The organism is Rhodoferax sp. LS1R11 (genome assembly GCF_056521395.1).
In genome coordinates this window covers 90324-107698 of record NZ_JBWMAW010000002.1, presented here as the reverse complement: position 1 = coordinate 107698, position 17375 = coordinate 90324, and the positions used below count along the sequence as shown (strand labels likewise).

18 protein-coding genes are annotated in these 17375 nt (G+C 59.4%); 11 read left to right on the top strand and 7 right to left on the bottom strand.

Going from position 1 to position 17375, the window contains the following annotated elements:
* Nucleotides 1-84: 84 nt before the first annotated feature.
* A complete protein-coding gene (locus tag AC097N_RS03235) occupies nucleotides 85-708 on the bottom strand; it encodes a TIGR02466 family protein (RefSeq protein ID WP_479579305.1) in 624 nt (207 codons plus the stop codon).
* Nucleotides 709-824: 116 nt separating this feature from the next.
* Nucleotides 825-1241: a hypothetical protein gene (locus AC097N_RS03230; RefSeq protein WP_479579304.1), complete on the bottom strand. Its 417-nt coding sequence runs from the start codon at nucleotides 1239-1241 to the stop codon at nucleotides 825-827.
* A 203-nt stretch (nucleotides 1242-1444) separates the two neighbouring features.
* Here AC097N_RS03230 and AC097N_RS03225 point away from each other — a divergent pair, with 203 nt between their 5' ends.
* The gene (locus tag AC097N_RS03225; RefSeq protein ID WP_479579303.1) at nucleotides 1445-3016 is read left to right on the top strand and encodes an ArnT family glycosyltransferase; all 1572 of its coding nucleotides are present in this window, start codon (nucleotides 1445-1447) and stop codon (nucleotides 3014-3016) included.
* Here the strand turns inward: AC097N_RS03225 and AC097N_RS03220 are convergent.
* The 3 genes from AC097N_RS03220 to AC097N_RS03210 form a co-directional block, all read right to left on the bottom strand.
* Nucleotides 2945-3313 (bottom strand): GtrA family protein, encoded by a 369-nt coding sequence (locus AC097N_RS03220; RefSeq protein ID WP_479579302.1) that lies wholly within the window; start codon nucleotides 3311-3313, stop codon nucleotides 2945-2947. The two genes, AC097N_RS03225 and AC097N_RS03220, sit on opposite strands and share 72 nt — an antisense overlap.
* Entirely contained in the window at nucleotides 3310-4323 is a 1014-nt protein-coding gene (locus tag AC097N_RS03215) for a glycosyltransferase family 2 protein (RefSeq protein ID WP_479579301.1), read from the bottom strand. Before AC097N_RS03215 ends, AC097N_RS03220 begins: the two co-directional genes overlap by 4 nt.
* A 103-nt stretch (nucleotides 4324-4426) precedes the next feature.
* Nucleotides 4427-4714 carry a PsiF family protein gene (locus AC097N_RS03210; protein ID WP_479579300.1) on the bottom strand — a complete coding sequence of 96 codons (288 nt, stop codon included), beginning with the start codon at nucleotides 4712-4714 and terminating at the stop codon, nucleotides 4427-4429.
* Nucleotides 4715-4862: 148 nt separating this feature from the next.
* Between AC097N_RS03210 and argS the strand changes: the two genes are divergently transcribed.
* The 8 genes from argS (at nucleotide 4863) to AC097N_RS03170 (ending at nucleotide 12982) form a co-directional block, all read left to right on the top strand.
* Entirely contained in the window at nucleotides 4863-6548 is a 1686-nt protein-coding gene (gene argS / locus AC097N_RS03205) for an arginine--tRNA ligase (RefSeq protein WP_479579299.1), read from the top strand.
* A gap of 21 nt (nucleotides 6549-6569) precedes the next feature.
* Entirely contained in the window at nucleotides 6570-7247 is a 678-nt protein-coding gene (locus AC097N_RS03200) for an SPOR domain-containing protein (RefSeq protein ID WP_479579298.1), read from the top strand.
* Between the two features lie 77 nt (nucleotides 7248-7324).
* A complete protein-coding gene (locus AC097N_RS03195) occupies nucleotides 7325-7972 on the top strand; it encodes a thiol:disulfide interchange protein DsbA/DsbL (protein WP_479579297.1) in 648 nt (215 codons plus the stop codon).
* Between the two features lie 178 nt (nucleotides 7973-8150).
* A complete protein-coding gene (gene lptA / locus AC097N_RS03190; RefSeq protein ID WP_479579296.1) occupies nucleotides 8151-8765 on the top strand; it encodes a lipopolysaccharide transport periplasmic protein LptA in 615 nt (204 codons plus the stop codon).
* Nucleotides 8762-9559 (top strand): LPS export ABC transporter ATP-binding protein, encoded by a 798-nt coding sequence (gene lptB, locus AC097N_RS03185; RefSeq protein ID WP_479579295.1) that lies wholly within the window; start codon nucleotides 8762-8764, stop codon nucleotides 9557-9559. Before lptA ends, lptB begins: the two co-directional genes overlap by 4 nt.
* Before the next feature lie 120 nt (nucleotides 9560-9679).
* A complete protein-coding gene (gene rpoN / locus AC097N_RS03180) occupies nucleotides 9680-11284 on the top strand; it encodes an RNA polymerase factor sigma-54 (protein ID WP_479579294.1) in 1605 nt (534 codons plus the stop codon).
* 19 nt (nucleotides 11285-11303) lie between these two features.
* Nucleotides 11304-12575 (top strand): THUMP domain-containing class I SAM-dependent RNA methyltransferase, encoded by a 1272-nt coding sequence (locus AC097N_RS03175; protein ID WP_479579293.1) that lies wholly within the window; start codon nucleotides 11304-11306, stop codon nucleotides 12573-12575.
* Nucleotides 12572-12982, top strand: coding sequence for a putative toxin-antitoxin system toxin component, PIN family (locus AC097N_RS03170; RefSeq protein WP_479579292.1), 411 nt, complete (start codon nucleotides 12572-12574; stop codon nucleotides 12980-12982). Before AC097N_RS03175 ends, AC097N_RS03170 begins: the two co-directional genes overlap by 4 nt.
* A 17-nt stretch (nucleotides 12983-12999) precedes the next feature.
* On the opposite strand, the gene AC097N_RS03165 is transcribed toward AC097N_RS03170, so the two are convergent.
* A complete protein-coding gene (locus AC097N_RS03165; protein WP_479579291.1) occupies nucleotides 13000-14226 on the bottom strand; it encodes an NAD(P)/FAD-dependent oxidoreductase in 1227 nt (408 codons plus the stop codon).
* Nucleotides 14227-14267: 41 nt separating this feature from the next.
* Entirely contained in the window at nucleotides 14268-14636 is a 369-nt protein-coding gene (locus tag AC097N_RS03160; protein WP_479579290.1) for a hypothetical protein, read from the bottom strand.
* Nucleotides 14637-15006: 370 nt separating this feature from the next.
* On the opposite strand from AC097N_RS03160, the gene AC097N_RS03155 reads away from it, so the two are divergent.
* Together AC097N_RS03155 and AC097N_RS03150 are read left to right on the top strand one after the other, a co-directional pair.
* Nucleotides 15007-16299: an ATP-binding protein gene (locus AC097N_RS03155; protein WP_479579289.1), complete on the top strand. Its 1293-nt coding sequence runs from the start codon at nucleotides 15007-15009 to the stop codon at nucleotides 16297-16299.
* 17 nt (nucleotides 16300-16316) lie between these two features.
* Nucleotides 16317-17327: a hypothetical protein gene (locus AC097N_RS03150; protein WP_479579288.1), complete on the top strand. Its 1011-nt coding sequence runs from the start codon at nucleotides 16317-16319 to the stop codon at nucleotides 17325-17327.
* Nucleotides 17328-17375 lie beyond the last annotated feature (48 nt).

Sequence of the window (17375 nt, the reverse complement as noted above, 5' to 3'; positions counted from 1 at the left end):
GTCAATTTGAAGAAAGCCGCTATTCATCCAGCGGTCACCACCGCTTCTGCGCTGCGTCCGGTTATCCCAACCCCATGGCCAGGCTCAGCCGCTGAACTGGATTCTGTAATCCCAGGAGTCGAGCCGCGTGGGAATGGCGTTGAAGGACAGCGTGATGCGGCGCTCGCCCTGGTTCGGTGGAACCGCGTGCATCAGGTAACTCGGAAACAGCACCATGTCGCCCGGAGTCGGTGCAGGGCTGATCCATTTGTCGGCACTGTAGGGTCCGGGCGTGGTTCCCGCGTGCTCGTTCTTGAACGCGAAATCGGTACCGCCGGGCGATTTCATGAATACCGTCTGCGATTGTGGGTGTGTCGGCGTCAGGTAGACCACGCCAGAGATGAAGCTGTTGGCATGGTTGTGCATGGCCTGGCGACCATCCTGGTCCAGCACGTTGACCCACATCTCCTTGATGGCCCAGGGCATGTGCTCGCCGAACAGCAAGGCGCCGAACTCCGTCAGTTTGGGTGTTATTCGTGCGGCAGCTTCGGTAAATAGAGGACTGTCAGCAGGACGTAGCATCTCGGTATGCGACAGGTTGGGCGAGGAGTTGTTATCGCGCATCGCCAGCGTGCTGAAATGCGTGACCAGATTGTCGACGAGGGTCTTGTCCAGCGTCGCAGGTGCGCGCATGAACGGGATGGGGAAAAGACCGATGATTTCATCCATGATGCAGGTGTCGTTGCGGTGGGCCGGCAAGTCGTTCAGGAAATGCCGGCCGAGTTGGCAGTTTTAGTAAAAAGTTGGAGCACTCTGCCAGGACGGCAGAGCAGCGTGTTCGGTCTTTATTCGGAAACGAACTCGGTGCTTGTGAATTGCGCGTGACTCCACAGCAAAGAAACACCCAGGAGAAGCTTTGTTCCCGCTTTCTCCTTGATCTGGAATTTACATTCCAGGCTGACATCGCCGTCTTCGCCCATCAATTGTGTTTTGCTCCCCACATCGCAAACGAGTGGCGCGTCATTGAGCGTGGAAGTGATTGACGCGGTTGTGTCGTCGTGACTACCCGCCAAGTTGGCTTTGACACGGAAGCGCTGCACGGCTCCAGTTGCCTCAAGCGGACACTTGAACTCTATCAAGTCCCCGCCGGCAGACTGGGAATCACAAGTCAGGCTTCTGCCAGCCGCAGAGGTGGGCGCTTCGGCCGCCGGGGCAAGATTTGCTGAACATAGAACGATCACGGCAATGACTAGTCTGATCACGGTATTCCTCGTATTCGTCCATACGCGCTTATGCGCTCTAACTGAAAAGTCAGGGGTTGCGCACTGTTGCTCAGGTCCCCTGTGACGCCTGGCCAGCCAAGATTAGAAACCTTGACTAAGTCAGGGAGATTACATTTTTCGCGATGCAGATGAAATGCGGGCGTAAATTATTTACCCGCGCCGGTCCCCGCTAAAATCCGCCGGTGAATACCTCCCTGACCGAACGACAAAAATCCTGGCTGACCCTGGCCGGACTCTGGACCCTGCTGCTGATCATGGCGGCCCTGCGGCCTCTGGCGGTGCCCGACGAGGGCCGTTATGGCGAAATCGGCCGCTGGATGCTGCAAAGCGGCGACTGGCTCACACCGCGCCTCAACGGTATTCCCTTTTTCCATAAACCGCCTTATGTCTACTGGCTGGAGGCCATGTCCCTGGCAGTCTTTGGCGTCAACGAACTGGCGCTGCGACTGGTGCCGGCGCTGCATGTGGGCATGATGCTCACCGCCCTGTATCTGGCGGCGCGCACCATCAGCACCGAACGCATCGCCCGCCGTGCCGCCATCATGCTGGGCACCAGCCTGACCTTTTTGATCGGCGGTCAGTACGTGAACCACGACATGGCGGTGGCGGCCTGGATTGGGGTGGCCATCTGGTGCTTTGCGTTTGCCTTCATGGCGGGTGACAAACCTCACGCCAATTGGGCTCGTGTGGGTTTCATGGCCTGTGGTTTTGGCATGCTGAGCAAAGGCCTGATCGGCATTGCGCTGCCTGGCCTGGTGATTTTCCTCTGGCTGATCTGGACGCGCCAGTTCAAAAAATTGCTGTACCTGCCCTGGGTGAGCGGCCTGGCTCTGTTCGCCGCCATTGCCTTGCCGTGGTTCGTGATTGCCCAGCAAAAATACCCGCAACTTTTTAACTACATGTTCATCGGGCAGCAGCTCAACCGCTACACCGCCGCCACCTACAACAACCCGCAACCCTGGTGGTTTTACCTGTTGTCGATTGCCTTGCTGCTGTTCCCCTGGGTGTTCTTTTCGTTGAAGCAGGTGCGCCCCCAGACCGCTCAGGCGCCGGGTGCCATGGCCCAAGAGTGGCACAGTCTGTGCTGGATCTGGGCCGGGGCCATCCTCGCGTTTTTCTCCATTCCCAACTCGAAGCTGATTGGCTACATTCTGCCGGTGATTCCCGCCATGGCGCTGTTGTCGGCCCTGGGCTGGGAGCGTGTCATGGCCCCGCGCGCGGCGTCACGCAAGATTTTTGCGGCGCTGTGTGTGCTCAATATTGGCGTGGCACTTGCACTGGTCCTCAAGGTGGGGGACGTCACCCGCACCGGGCGCGCGCAAGATATTGCCCTGGCGCTGGCCTGCGAGGCAACACCGACTGACACGGTCTATGTGTCGGATGCCTTTCCTTACGACCTGCCGTTTTATGCCCAGACGAGCAAACCCATGGTGGTGCTGGAGAACTGGCCCCTGTTGCGCAAGCAGGTCGGTGACGGTTGGCAGCGCGAGTTGTTTGAAGGCGCTGATTTTGATGCCCAGGCCACCCGCTTGCTGCAAGGGCCTGAAGAACTGGCCAAGGCCGGTGCGGTGGCTGGCAACTGGTTTGCTGCACGCACGGGCAACAAAATGACCGAGGGTCTGGCGGGCTGGAGCGTGTTTTTTGAGGGCGCTGGCTGGGTGCTCTACCAGTCAGGCAAGGGCTTAGCGGCGGAAGGCCCAAAAGCGGCTGAACACAAAGGTTTGCCCGGCTGCAAAGACCAGGGCCACAAATAAAGCCAGCAGCGAGGGCCAGCCCAGCCCGCGCAACAGCACCATGAAGACCAGTTCATTGCTGGCAAAACCGGCCAGCGCGGTCACGGCAAAGCGGCCCAGGCTGGTGCCCACACTGGTGGCCGAATCCTTGAAGCTCAGGAGCCGGTGACCCGCAAAGCTGACAAAAAACGCAATGAAAAAACCCAGCGCATTGGCTATCTCGGGCCACATGTGGTCTTGCGCCAGCGCGAACACCACCATGTGGGTGAGGGCTGCCGCGCCCCCCACGGCCAAAAACCAGAAGGTGGAGGGGCTCAAAGAAACGAGGCCTGGCCGCTTGCAAGGGGCAACTCGGCACCGGCAGCAAGGGCGGGTGCCTGCAGGCCGCTGCCTTCGCGCTGGCTGATCAGATAGGCAGGCCGCTGCTTGACCTCTTCGTAAATACGGCCCACATACTCCGCCAGCACACCCACGGACAACAGCTGGATGCCACTGAAAAACATCATGCCGACCACGATCGTGGCATAGCCCGGCACGGCAATGCCGGTGATGAAGTACTCCCCTACCACCCAGGCGCCGTAGCCCAGGGCAATGGCTGACAAGGCGAGTCCGACCACGGTCAAGGCGCGCAAGGGCGCGATGGAAAACGCCAGCATGCCGGTGAGCGCCAGCGAAATGGAGCCCCGCAGGCCAAAGTTGCTCTTGCCGTCGGCACGGGGCAGCGGCTGGTAGTCAATGGCCGTGCTGTTGAAGCCGACCCAGGCGTACAGCCCCTTCATGAACCGGTTGCGCTCGGGCAGGCTTTTCAGGGCCTGCACCACCTTGCGGTCCATTAGCCGGAAGTCGCCCGCATTGGCAGGAATCTTCACCCGGTTACCAAAATTCACCATTTTGTAGAACAAGCCCGTCAGGCTGACCTGCAGTCCGGACTGGTCTTCACGGGTTTTGCGCACCGCATAGACCACGTCCGCACCGTCTTTCCACTTTTGCAACATTTCAGGCACCAGGGCCACAGGGTGCTGCCCGTCAGCGTCCATCAAGACCACCACGTCGCCACGGGTTGCGTCGATGCCCGCTGTCAGGGCGGGTTCTTTGCCAAAGTTGCGCGAGAGTTTGAGGTAAACCACCTGCGGGTGGGCGGCGCACAGGGCCTTCATGACCTGGGTGGTGTCGTCCCGGCTGCCGTCATCGACCACGATCAGCTCGACGGCGTCGCTCAAAAAGGAGAGCACGTTCAAAATTTGGGGCACCACAGCGCCAAGGTTGCGCGCCTCATTGAAGGCGGGAATCACGCAGGAGATGGAGGGAGACTGGGTAGAGCGGGTCATCATGGCCGAATCATGCCAAAAGAAAACCCCGTCCAGCGTCGCTGGCGGGGTTTTTTTGCAATTTGGGGCGTCAAATCATGACGCCGCCTGCGTGGTAAGCGGTTTACTTGCTCAGGCACTCTTTCATGAAGGCCTTGCGCTCGTCGCCCTTGAGCTTCTTGGCGCCTGCGTCCACATTGCAGGTTTTCATCTTGCTTTGTTGGGTTTCTTTCTTGGCGCTCAGGCACTCTTTCATGAAGGCTTTGCGCTCATCCCCTTTTTTGTCAGCCGCGTCTTTGTTGCACATGCCCATTTTGCTCTGCTGGGGCGTCTTGGCATCCGCATCCGCGGCGTGGGCGGTGCCCAGAGAGAGAGTTAAGCCCAAGGCGAGGAGGGTCAATAATTTCTTCATCATGCTTCCTGTCGAAACGAGTTGAGGGGGATCCCGGGCGATATTCCAGCATAGAACACCCTGTTTGGCAAACCCGGCGGCAACGCCTTGTGACAATGTTGGCGGTATGTCCATTTTTCGGGTCTGGCGTGCCTCGTAAAATCGACGGATGCTGTCTGTAAAAATTGAATTACTCGAATCCCTGGCGCAAGCCCTGGAAAACCTCTCACCCGGCGCCGGTGCCAAAGCCGCCTTTGAGTCGCCCAAAGTCGCGGCCCATGGCGACTTGGCCACCACCGCTGCCATGCAACTGGCCAAGCCGCTCAAACTCAATCCGCGCCAACTGGCCGAGACCCTGCGTTCGGCCTTGCTGGCCGCGGTGCCCTATCAGCGCTGGGTCGAGGCCATTGACATTGCCGGTCCCGGCTTTATCAACATCAAACTCAAACCCGAGGCCAAACAGCAGATCGTGCGCGAGGTGCTGACCCAGACCACCACGTTCGGTGCGCAGGCTCCAACGGGCCACCGCATGCTGGTGGAGTTCGTGTCGGCCAATCCGACTGGGCCGCTGCATGTGGGCCACGGCCGCCAGGCCGCCCTGGGTGACGCAATTTGCAACCTGTTTCAGACCCAGGGCTGGGACGTGCACCGGGAGTTCTATTACAACGACGCCGGGGTGCAGATCGGCACACTGGCCAACAGCACCCAACTGCGCGCCAAGGGCTTCAAGCCGGGCGACGCCGAGTGGCCCGAGCTGGCTTACAACGGGGACTACATTGCCGACATTGCCACGGACTTTCTGGCGAAAAAGACGGTCAAGTCAGATGACCGCGAGTTCACGGCGTCAGGCGATGTCGAGGCGCTGGACGATATTCGCCAATTTGCCGTGGCCTACCTGCGCCATGAACAAGACCTGGATCTGCAGGCCTTCTCGGTCAAGTTTGACAACTACTACCTGGAATCCAGCCTGTACACCAGTGGCAAGGTTGACGCGGTGGTCCAGCGCCTGCAGGACGCCGGCAAGACCTATGAGCTGGACGGCGCGCTGTGGCTCAAGTCCACCGAGTACGGGGACGACAAGGACCGCGTCATGCGCAAAGGCGACGGCAGCTACACCTATTTTGTGCCTGACGTGGCCTACCACATCACCAAGTGGGAGCGGGGCTTTGAGAAGGTGGTCAACATCCAGGGCACCGACCACCACGGCACCATCGCCCGCGTGCGGGCGGGGCTGCAGGCGGCCAATGTGGGCATCCCCCAAGGGTACCCGGACTATGTGTTGCACACCATGGTACGGGTGGTGCGTGGGGGCGAAGAGGTCAAAATCTCCAAGCGTGCGGGCAGCTATGTCACGCTGCGCGACCTGATCGAGTGGACCAGCAAGGATGCCGTGCGCTTCTTCCTGCTCAGCCGCAAGCCTGACACCGAGTACACCTTCGATGTGGACCTCGCCATTGCCAAGAACAACGACAACCCGGTGTACTACGTGCAATACGCCCACGCCCGCATTTGTTCGGTGCTGGCGGCCTGGCGCGAGAAGGACGGCGGCGATGCGGCGACGCTCAAGGATGTGGATCTCTCCGCGCTGCAAAGCCCGCAAGCCCAGGCGCTGATGCTGTTGCTGGCCAAGTACCCTGACATGCTGACTGCTGCGGCGGTGGACTTTGCGCCGCACGATGTCACTTTCTACCTGCGCGAACTCGCTGCTTGCTACCACAGCTACTACGATGCCGAGCGCATTCTGGTCGATGATGAAGCCGTCAAGCTGGCCCGTCTGGCGCTCGTCGCCGCGACGGCGCAGGTGTTGCACAATGGTTTGGCCGTGCTGGGTGTGAGTGCCCCGCAAAAGATGTAAACAAAGAGAGAGAGACAGCGAATGAAACAGCAACGTGGTGGAACCATCCTGGGGTTCATTGTTGGGGTTGTGGTCGGTTTGGCTGCGGCGTTGGCCGTGGCGGTCTATGTCACCAAAGTCCCGGTCCCGTTTGTCAGCAAATGGCAAAGCCGTACGGCCGATATGGATGTGGCCGAGAGCAAAAAGAACAAAGACTGGGACCCCAACACCCCTTTGTATGGCAAGAACCCGGCCAAGCCCATCACACCCGCTCCGGCTCCGGTGACTGAGACGGCGCCAGCCGACGGAGCGGCGGTGGTTGCGCCTCCTGTGGCTGTGGTCAAGGCCAAACCGGCTTTTACGGCGGCCTCAGACGCTGCCCCCACGACAGCTCCGAAAACGAAAGCTGACGTGAAGTCGGCCAGCAGCGTGGACCCCTTGGGCGATCTCGCCAAGGCCAAGTCCTCTGGCGCGACCGCTGAACCATTCACCTACTTCGTGCAGGCGGGCGCATTTCGCACCCCCGAAGACGCAGAAAGCCAGCGTGCAAAATTGTCTCTCAGTGGCATAGAAGCCCGGGTGACCGAGCGTGAACAGGCCGGGCGGGCCGTGTTTCGGGTGCGGGTCGGGCCTTTTGACAAAAAGGACGAAGCCGAACGAACCAAGGAAAAACTGGACGCCGCCGGGATGGACACCGCGTTGGTCCGGGTACAGCGTTAATCCCCCTGAACGGTGCGAAGTACCGAACTTATCGTCGCCATCCTGATCCGATATCTTTTTGTTTGGAGTATTTGAAGATGAAACGTCGTGAATTTTCTCTGGCTTGCAGTGCGGCTGCAGGGGCTGCACTGGTTCCGTTGGCTGCCCAGGCGCAAGCGAAGCCGCCTGAGGCAGGTACGGATTATCTGGTGGTGGAGAAGCCCGCTGCCGTCGAAGCCAAGGCCGGGATCATCGAGGTTGTTGAATTCTTTTGGTACAGCTGCCCCCATTGCAACGCCTTCGAGCCCACTTTTGACGCCTGGAGCAAGCGCGTACCCAAAGACGTCATGGTGCGCCGGGTGCCGGTCGCGTTCCGTGACGACTTCGTGCCGCAGCAGCGCCTGTTTTATGCCCTGGAGGCCATGGGCCTGATCGACAAGCTTCACAGCAAGGTGTTTGCCGCGATTCATGTGGAAAAACAAAGCCTGGACAAGGTCGGCCCCATCGGAGACTGGGTGGCCAAGCAGGGCGTGGACAAGGCCAAGTTCCTGGAGCACTTCAATTCCTTCTCCGTCTCCACCAAAGCGTCTCGCGGCACCCAGTTGCAAAACGCCTACAAGGTGGAAGGCGTTCCCGCCCTGGGCATTGGCGGGCGTTTTTACACCGATGGCTCGTTGGCCAAGAGCATGGAGCGCGCACTGAAAGTAGCTGAGCACCTGATGGCAGGCATTCGCACGGGCCGGTGATCACCTCATTCGCTGAACTGGCCCGGGTGGCAGGGCGTTCAGCCGGGACGCCGTTGCGGCTAAGCGACAGCTCGTGTCTGTCAAGCAGATTCAGGCATTTGTGACGTAACAGGCTTGAGTCAACGCTTACCGTCGTTACAATCCAAAGGCAACGTATTAATGCAAGATTCGTGCCTTTATGAAATCATCACTTTCCTCTCTGCTTTTGATCGCGGCGCTGGCCCTTTCGGGGGGAATCGCGCACGCCGACAAAGCGGACCGCAACAAGCCCATGAATGTGGAAGCTGATACCTTGCGTTACGACGACGCCAAGAAGACCAGTGTCTTCACCGGCGGCGTGGTCTTGACCAAGGGCAGCATCGTGATTCGGGGTACCAAAATTGAGGTTCGCCAGGACGCCGAGGGTTACCAGTTCGGGCTGGTGACTTCGGAGCCCGGCAAGCTGGCCTACTTCCGGCAAAAACGTGAAGGCCTGGATGAGTACATCGAAGGCGAAGGCGAGACCATCGAGTACGACAGCCGGGCCGACACCGTCAAGTTCATCAAAAAAGCGCAGCTGCGCCGCTTTCAGGGCACCAAACTGAACGACGAAATGACCGGCGCCGTTATTTTCTACAACAATAGCACAGACGTTTTCACGATTGATGGCTCAGTGGCCAAGGCCAGTCCGGGCACGCCAGCCGGGCGCGTGCGTGTCATGCTGACACCCAAGTCGGACCCTGCTGCGGCCAACGGCGCAAGCCCTTCGCCGGTGCTGCGCGCCAGCCCGACGCCGGAGGAGCCGAAAAAGTGACGAACGACGTCTCTGTGGCCGAGGCCTCGTCTCGGGCCGATGGCCTCAACGGCGAAAGCCGGCTTGTGGCCAGCCACCTGCAGAAGTTCTATGGCAGCCGCAAGGCCGTCAAGGACGTGTCGCTGACGGTTCGAAAAGGCGAGGTGGTGGGCCTGCTGGGTCCCAACGGTGCGGGCAAAACCACGTCGTTCTACATGATTGTGGGCCTGGTGCGCGCCACCTCGGGTGACATCACCATTGATGGCCAGTCCATCGAGCACATGCCCATTCACCGGCGGGCCCGCCTGGGGCTGAGTTACCTGCCGCAGGAAGCCTCCATTTTTCGCAAGCTCAATGTGGAAGACAACGTGCGCGCCGTGCTGGAGCTGCAGCGCGACGAGGCCGGCAAACCCCTGGGCAAAGCCGAGATCGAGAAACGTCTGACCGAGCTGCTGCAGGAGTTGCGCGTGGACCACCTGCGGGAAACGCCCGCCCTGGCGCTGTCCGGTGGCGAGCGGCGCCGGGTTGAAATTGCCCGCGCGCTGGCTACCCAGCCCCGGTTCATTCTGCTGGACGAACCGTTTGCCGGGATTGACCCGATTGCCGTGATCGAGATCCAGCGCATCATCAGTTTTTTGAAAGCCCGGGGTCTGGGCGTGCTGATCACCGACCACAACGTGCGCGAAACCCTGGGCATTTGTGATCACGCCTACATCATCAGCGACGGCACCGTGCTCGCTGAGGGCACACCTTCCGAGATCGTCAACGACGCCAACGTGCGTCGGGTCTATCTGGGTGAACACTTCAAAATGTAGATATATGGCCCCCACGTTTGTCACTGCGTGTACTGCACTGCCCCCCGAGGGGGGCTGGCCTTGCTTGGGGCGGCCCGGCGCGGCGGCCTTTACTCACGCGCCCGACACTGCGGTGAGCACATGAAGCAAGGTCTTTCCCTCCGTGTTTCGCAGCACCTGGCGCTCACGCCGCAGTTGCAGCAGTCGATCCGCCTGTTGCAACTCTCCACGCTGGAGCTGAGCCAGGAAGTCGACCAGATGCTGGACGACAACCCGTTTCTGGAGCTGGGCGCAGACCAGCCGGTGCGCGAGGAGTTTGGTCTGGCGCAGGCCGATACGCCCGTGCGCAATGACGATCTCAATGCCGAAGCTGCTACCAATACTGTAGCTGACTACGCAGTAGAGACGAGGGCTACAGGCGAAAATGATACTGAAGTCACGCCGCTGTCCGCCGACGACGGCCAAAGTTGGGAAGGCGATGGCAGCGCCTCCCTGTCACCCGACGACAGCGAGTGGGGTGGCGATGCCAAGCCCAGCACCAACAACCTCAACGGCAACGAAGACGCCGATGTGACCGAGATGGCGCGCACCCAGGAGTCGCTGCAAAGTCATTTGCACCGCCAGGCGCTGGCCTTGCGTTTGAGTGAGGAAGACCGCGCCGCCCTGCGATTTTTGATCGAGTCCCTGAACGACGACGGCTACCTGGAGGACACACTCATCTCGCTGGCCCAGGGCCTGGCCGGGGACGGCGATGCCGAGCAGGTCGAACAACTGGTGCACCATTTCACGGTGGCGCTGTCGCTGCTGCAAAGCCTGGAGCCCGCGGGGGTCGGGGCGCGCCATCTGGCCGAGTGCCTGACCTTGCAACTGAAGGCCTTGCTGGCCAGGGCGGTGACGGACCCGGCCTCCCGACAGTTGCAGTCGGTCCTGAAGGTGGCCTTGCGCATCTGTGCCCAGCCGATGGACCTGCTGGCGCGACGCGACGTGAAGCGACTCGTTCAGGTGTGCGCGGTCACCGATGCCGCCGTGCGCGAAGCCATTGCGCTCATCGCCCGCCTGGAGCCCAAGCCGGGCCGGCGGTTTGTGAATGTGGAACGCAACATCGTGGTGCCCGATGTGCTGGTGGTCAAGGTCGGCAAGGGCGCTCAGGCCAAATTCCAGGTGCGGCTCAATGCCGAGGTGATGCCCCGCCTGCGGGTGCATGACATCTACGCCAACGCGCTCAAGCAGCACAAGGGCGGCGGTAGCGAGTCGTCCAACTTTGCGGCGCTGCAGCAGCGGCTGCAGGAGGCGCGCTGGTTCATCAAGAACATCCAGCAGCGCTTTGACACGATTTTGCGGGTCAGCAACGCCATTGTGGAGCGTCAAAAGAGCTTCTTCACCCATGGTGAACTGGCCATGCGCCCCTTGGTGCTGCGCGAGATTGCCGACGAGCTGGGCCTGCACGAATCGACCATCAGCCGGGTGACCACGGCCAAGTACATGGCCACGCCGTTTGGCACGTTTGAGCTCAAGTATTTCTTTGGCTCCGGCCTGGGCACCGACTCGGGCGGCAACGCATCCAGCACCGCAGTGCGCGCCCTGATCAAGCAATTCATCAGCGCCGAAAGCGTGACCAAGCCGCTCAGCGACAACCAGATTTCCGAGATGCTCAAAGAGCAGGGCATCGACTGCGCCCGCCGCACGGTGGCCAAATACCGCGAAGGTCTGCGGATTGCCCCCGCATCCTTGCGCAAGGCGCTGTAGCGCCTTTATCCAGAACACCATGAACCAACTTCAATTATTTTTGCCCTGCGCCGCCGGCGTCGAGGACTACCTGGCGCCCGAGATTCTGCGCATCACCGGCTTGCCGCCAGGCTGCGTGACCAAGCAGCGCGGCGGCGTGGCCGTGCGCACCTCCATGGCGCATGCCATGCTGCTCAATCTGTACAGCCGCCTGGCCCAGCGCGTGCTGGTGCTGCTGTCCTACACCGAGTACCGTGGCGAGCAGGACCTGTACCGCGCCGCCAGCGAGGTGGCGTGGGAGCGCTGGTTCACGCCGAAGGAAAGCATCAAGGTGGAGGTAACGGCGCAACACAGCCCGCTCACCTCGTTGAACTTTGCGGCGCTCAAGATCAAGGACGCGGTGTGCGACCGGTTTCGGGAGACCGCGGGCGGTGTGCGTCCGGACGTCAACACCCAGTGGCCCGACGTGCGTATTTACACCCACCTCACCACCGACCACTGCTCGCTGTACATCGACACCTCGGGCGAGCCGCTGTTCAAACGTGGCTGGCGCGAGGACAAGGGGGATGCGCCCTTGAAGGAAACCCTGGCCGCGGCCATGATTGCCGCCAGTGGCTGGGCCGATGGCGACGAAGATTTGCAGCCCTTGTACGACCCCTGCTGCGGCAGCGGCACCGTGGTGATTGAGGCGGCCCAGATCGCGTGCAACATCGCGGCGGGCAGCCGTCGCCGGTTTGCGTTCGAAAAGTATTTGCCCTTCCGCCGCGCGGAGTGGGAGAGCCTGAAACAGGAAGCGGCGGATGCCGAGGTAGTGCGCGAGCCCGGTCAAAAGCCCATTATTTTTGGCAGCGACGTGGCCCACCGCATGGTCGATTTCGCCCAGCGCAATGCGCAGCGCGCCGGGGTGGCCGACGTCATCGAGTTCCGCGGCGGCGATGCCTTGCAGCGCATGCCCCCGGTAGACGGCGGTGGCGTGATGCTGCTGAACCCGCCGTATGGCGAGCGCATTGACGTGGGCGGCGTGGCCAAGGGCTCGCTGGGCGCTTACGACGATGAGGATGAGGCGCAAGTGGGCCGCTTTGGTGCCCGTGAACTGGCCCACACCGACGGCGGCGGCGAGTTCTTCAGCCAGCTGGCCACGCACTGGAAGAAAAACTATGCCGGCTGGACCGCCTGGGTGCTGACCCCCGACCTCAAGCTGCCCGGCAAGATGCGCCTCAAGGAGTCGCGCCGCGTGCCCATGTGGAACGGCCCCATCGAATGCCGTTTGTTCAAGTTCGACATGGTCAAAGGCTCAGCGCGCGCCAAATGATTGTTCTGGACACCAATATCGTCCTGGACCTGTTTGTCTTCAATGACCCGGCCACGCCGCCGCTGAGGGTGGCGCTGGCTGATAAAAAACTGCAGTGGATTGCCACGCAGGCGATGCACGATGAACTGGAGCGGGTGCTGGCCTATCCCAAGATCGTGGCGCGCATGGCGTTTTACCAAGTCACCGCGGCGCAGGTGCTGGCGCAGTTTGACGCGCGGGTGCAAATGGTGGATGCGGCGCCCAAGGCCAGCGTGACCTGCCGCGACCCCGACGACCAGAAGTTCATCGACCTGGCGGTGGCCCACAAGTGTTTGCTGCTGAGCAAGGATGCAGCCGTGCTTTGTATGTCAAAAAGGCTTCTGGCCCAGGGTGTACGTGCACAGGTAGCTATAAATTCAATAGCATAGGCGTCTGCCGCCGGTTTTTACCGGATCGGCACAAACAACTTCACGATACCCCGCACGCTGACCAGATTGCCCGGGTTGGCGGTCTCGTCCAGCACGGCACTCATGCGTTGGAGCACGCGCGGGCTGTGGCGGGCGCGCCAGATCAGCAGGTCCATCAGCCAGGGGTGGTCGGTGACCTGGGTGGCTTTTTCATACAGGTCAAAACGGGGCTTGAGCCCCAAGAGCGCGGCTTCATAGGCGGCGCGCACCTGGGCTTCCGGTGTGCTGGCAGCGCGCCCGTCCAGAATGACCTGCGCGGCCAGCAGGCCGGTTTCCATGGCCTTGCCGATGCCTTCACCGGTGAAGGCGTAGGTGCTGCCCAGCACCTCGCCCGTGCCCAGCAGACCGGGGCGGGTGTACAAGGCGCCTTCGAGCGAGCAGCGCAGAGGGGCCCCCTTCATGTCCCCCAGCAGGGTGCCGGTGGCCATGAGCTCTTTCGCTGGCGGGTGCACCTCGCAAAACGCTTTCAGCATGTCACGCAGGTTGCCGCCCGAGCCTGCGGCACCGACGCCGTCCACCAGGCCCACACCGATATTGAAGATGCCACCCGGACCAGGAAAGACCCAGCCATAGCCGCGTTGCAGGCGCTTGTGCCATACCATTTCCAGTTGGGTGATGCGCCCCACCAGGGCGTCATTTTTGACGTAGCCGCGCATCGCAATACCCGTGGGCGTGCGGCGCTGGCACAGGCCGGCGGCGATCATGGCTTGCGGTACGGCACCGGTGGCCAGCACCACCCAACGCGAGCGCACCTCGTGCGACGAGGCACCAGAAGTCAGCCGTGCGCCGACCACCGTCTCGCCGTCCAGTAGCGGGGCCTCAAACCGCCACGGCGTGTGCAGTCTGGCACCTGCCCGCACGGCAGCGCGGCACAGGATATGGTCCAGCACCTTGCGCGGCAGCACGGCCAGCGTGCCCGGCACATTGACGCACCCACCGCGGTGGCTGAAGCAGGCCACGGCGGTTGCCGGTTGCGCCTGGGCCATCACTTCTTCGTAGACGCCGAGCTTGGCCAGGGCGGCGTGCGAATCGGGAATCAGCCCGTCGCCACAAATTTTGTCGCGCGGAAAATCCTGCTGGTCCACCAGCAGGACGTCCATCCCGGCGCGCGCCAACCACTGGGCGCAGGCGCTGCCGGCCGGGCCCGCACCGACGACCAGCACGTCACAGGTCGTCGGCATGGCGGTCGGTAGCCGTGTTTTCATGCCAAATAGGCTTCTAGCCCACTATCCACGTGCACTGGCAGCTATGAAGTTTGTAGCGCAAAGCTGTCGCTGCTGGCCAGCGGCCAGGTGTTCTGGTAGATCAGCGGCAGGCTGCTCAGGTCGTCTTGCAGCAAGGCGCCTTCGGGCAACAGGGTCAGGATCAGCTGGGCCAGTGACTGCACTTTGCGGTCGGCGGTGCGCCGCACGATGTGGTGGGCCGTGATGTCCTGCGGGTGCTCCACGCCCACGGCTTGCACCATTTCTTTCAGCGCATGCAACGTTTGCTGGTGAAAGTTGTACACCCGTTCGGCCGTGCCCAATACCGTCTGGTCGAGCGCAATGAGCACCATGACAATGGAGATGCCTGCCATGGCGGCGACGGAGCAGGATTTGACGTTGTGTGCAGGCATGCGGTGATTGTGCTGACGTGTTGGTGATCAAACACGTTGAAATTTTTGACAAAAATGGCGGTTAGCGCCTGATGTGCGGGCGTCTGATATCCATCCAGATCATAGCGAAAAGCGCTCCACGACTGGCCAGTCGAGAGTTGAATGAATCTGAGTGGCTACCGCTACTGCAAGCTGAACTGGACCAGACGGCACACTTACCTTACGCCACGGCCATCAAGCACATGTTGACGCGCCAATCCAGATAAAAATTTGGTTCGAACAATTGATCATGGCGAAGAAAGCCAAGACCACATAACGCTCCACGACGTACTTTGGCTGCAGATGTATGACTTAAGATGCCCTCTTCATCAGGGATAAAAAAGCGACCAACATGCTCAGTCCAGCACTACGCCCGCGCGAACGCGACGCGCTCATTCAGTCCCTGCGCGCAGGCGTTACCCCCTTGTTGGGAGCCAGGCACATTCAAGTTGGACGTGATGCTGAAATCGCGGCACTTGAGAAAAATCTGGATCACATCGCCGATGGTGGATCAGCCTTTCGCCTGGTCATCGGTGAGTACGGCTCCGGCAAAACATTCTTCATGAACCTGGTACGCGGTGCGGCCATGGACCGCCAGCTGGTGGTGGCTCACGCTGACCTCAACCCCAGTCGTCGGCTGCAATCGTCTGGTGGCGAAGCCCGCAGCCTCTATGCCGAGCTGATGAAAAATATGGCCATCCGCACCAAGCCAGAAGGCGGTGCGCTCCAAACGGTGGTTGAAAAATTCATCACCACCGCGCTGGTTGAGGCGCGCAAGGCGGGCAGCAAGCCTGAAGACATCATTCACGAGCGGCTGGGCAATCTGAGCGAACTCGTCATGGGCTACGACTTCGCGACGGTGATTGCCGCCTACTGGCGTGCTTACGAAAAAGACGACGATACCCTCAAAGACAACGCCATCCGCTGGCTGCGCGGCGAATTCACCGCCAAATCTGACGCTAGACGTGCCCTTGGCGTGCGTGAAATCATTGGCGACGCCGCCCTTTACGATCAGCTCAAACTCATGGCCAAATTTTGCCGTTTGGCCGGTTACAAAGGCTTGCTCATTTGTCTGGACGAACTGGTCAACCTCTACAAGCTGGCCAACACCCAGGCGCGCAACGGAAATTACGAACAGATTTTGCGCATTCTTAACGATCTGGAGCAAGGCACCGCTGAAGGGCTTGGTTTTGTGTTGGGCGGCACACCCGAGTTCCTGATGGACCCGCGGCGTGGGCTCTTCAGCTATCCGGCGCTGCAATCGCGGCTGGCGGACAACCCGTTTGCACGCGATGACCTTCTGGACATGTCGGGCCCGGTTCTAAAACTTGGCAGTTTGGGGCGAGAGCAATTTGTTGCCTTGCTGCGCAAACTGGACTGCGCGTACAACAGCGGCAAGCCAGACTTTGCGCCTTTTCCGGATGAGGCATTTGCAGCCTTTATGCGCCACTGTGAGCAACGCATTGGCGAGGCGACGTTTCGCACACCGCGCACCACGATTACTGCATTTATTGGGTTACTGGCGGTACTGGAACAGAACAAAACTGCGAATTGGTTGTCACTGCTGGGGCAAACATACATTTCACTGGATGCAGCGCGAGGCGCTTCAATCACTGGTGACGAGTTAACAAATCTTATTTTGTGAAACGCAATAGGGAAACTATGGAACTTGCCGAAATGGGCTTTAGTGAAAAGGCTTTGAACATTGCGACTACGCGTCCAAAAGAATGGACGCTATTGCTGTACGCACAACTCCTTGACGATGAAATACTTGGTGTTAAATTTTATTTGGCAAAATATCCACCGCTTGATATGCGTAATCATTCAAGATTAAAATCCTTAAGAAGTTTTTCGGATTTAACGAACGTGATCGAAGATCTCATGAATACGCTAAACGTTTTTATAGGTTTTCAAAATTTTCTTGCGCCAATATTTTCAACTGAAAATAATGAACTTGCGTTCGAAGGAATTAATACTGATGGAAACCTAATCGAGCTCAAAAAATTGGCGGATCGAGCGGCAAATTTGTATCGTGAAATTGCTATTTTTCTAACCGAGAGAGAGCTTTATCAAAAGAATTTTGAAGAATTTATATGTCGAAATATAAGTCACAAAGATGAATTGGATCTTGAAGTAATAAAAGCCACAAAAATTATTTGTGATTGTTTAGATATATCAAATAAATTCTTCATCGTAGGAGCTTCTAAATTCTTGGAGACTGTTGCTGGAATTGCTGATTATTATCGCGAAGTAGTCCAGTCTGTAGTGTCAGGGGGGAATGCAAATCGAAAGCGGGTATATATTATAAAAATAATGGATTGTGGAGAAATAGTTCCACATATTCAGGCCGCAACCAAAGCAATTTTTTTGATACGCCAAGAAAGAGGTGCAAACACGGGCGCGACAATAACAAACTCGCAGTCGAAGGGTATCAGAGATTTCTCTTCGCTTTTGGAGGTTGTCATATGGATTTCAGGTTTCTCAAAAGTAACTTTGGCTCAGTTGCGCGCTGCTCTTTTACCGCTCGATCTTTTTCCAGGTGCAGTAATTGATGACCTGAATGAACGCGCGATTGAACTTACTGATGAAATGGCCTTTGAGGAAGGCAATAGTGAAATATTGGTTAATAAAGAGGCGTTACTGAAAGTCATTTCTGCTTGGCAGAAAACGTAAAGTTTCAGATCATGCTTATCAAGAAAGATCCAGGCATGAATCGCTTTG

Bases quoted from the DNA above. Each gene is read 5' to 3' on its own strand.
- AC097N_RS03175 (WP_479579293.1), top strand. From the start codon at position 11,304: ATGAACCAACTTCAATTATTTTTGCCCTGCGCCGCCGGCGTCGAGGAC.
- argS (WP_479579299.1), top strand. From the start codon at position 4,863: ATGCTGTCTGTAAAAATTGAATTACTCGAATCCCTGGCGCAAGCCCTG.
- AC097N_RS03200 (WP_479579298.1), top strand. From the start codon at position 6,570: ATGAAACAGCAACGTGGTGGAACCATCCTGGGGTTCATTGTTGGGGTT.
- AC097N_RS03155 (WP_479579289.1), top strand. From the start codon at position 15,007: ATGCTCAGTCCAGCACTACGCCCGCGCGAACGCGACGCGCTCATTCAG.
- lptA (WP_479579296.1), top strand. From the start codon at position 8,151: ATGAAATCATCACTTTCCTCTCTGCTTTTGATCGCGGCGCTGGCCCTT.
- AC097N_RS03210 (WP_479579300.1), bottom strand. From the start codon at position 4,714: ATGAAGAAATTATTGACCCTCCTCGCCTTGGGCTTAACTCTCTCTCTG.
- AC097N_RS03235 (WP_479579305.1), bottom strand. From the start codon at position 708: ATGGATGAAATCATCGGTCTTTTCCCCATCCCGTTCATGCGCGCACCT.
- AC097N_RS03165 (WP_479579291.1), bottom strand. From the start codon at position 14,226: ATGAAAACACGGCTACCGACCGCCATGCCGACGACCTGTGACGTGCTG.
- rpoN (WP_479579294.1), top strand. From the start codon at position 9,680: ATGAAGCAAGGTCTTTCCCTCCGTGTTTCGCAGCACCTGGCGCTCACG.
- AC097N_RS03195 (WP_479579297.1), top strand. From the start codon at position 7,325: ATGAAACGTCGTGAATTTTCTCTGGCTTGCAGTGCGGCTGCAGGGGCT.
- AC097N_RS03160 (WP_479579290.1), bottom strand. From the start codon at position 14,636: ATGCCTGCACACAACGTCAAATCCTGCTCCGTCGCCGCCATGGCAGGC.
- AC097N_RS03170 (WP_479579292.1), top strand. From the start codon at position 12,572: ATGATTGTTCTGGACACCAATATCGTCCTGGACCTGTTTGTCTTCAAT.
- AC097N_RS03150 (WP_479579288.1), top strand. From the start codon at position 16,317: ATGGAACTTGCCGAAATGGGCTTTAGTGAAAAGGCTTTGAACATTGCG.
- AC097N_RS03215 (WP_479579301.1), bottom strand. From the start codon at position 4,323: ATGACCCGCTCTACCCAGTCTCCCTCCATCTCCTGCGTGATTCCCGCC.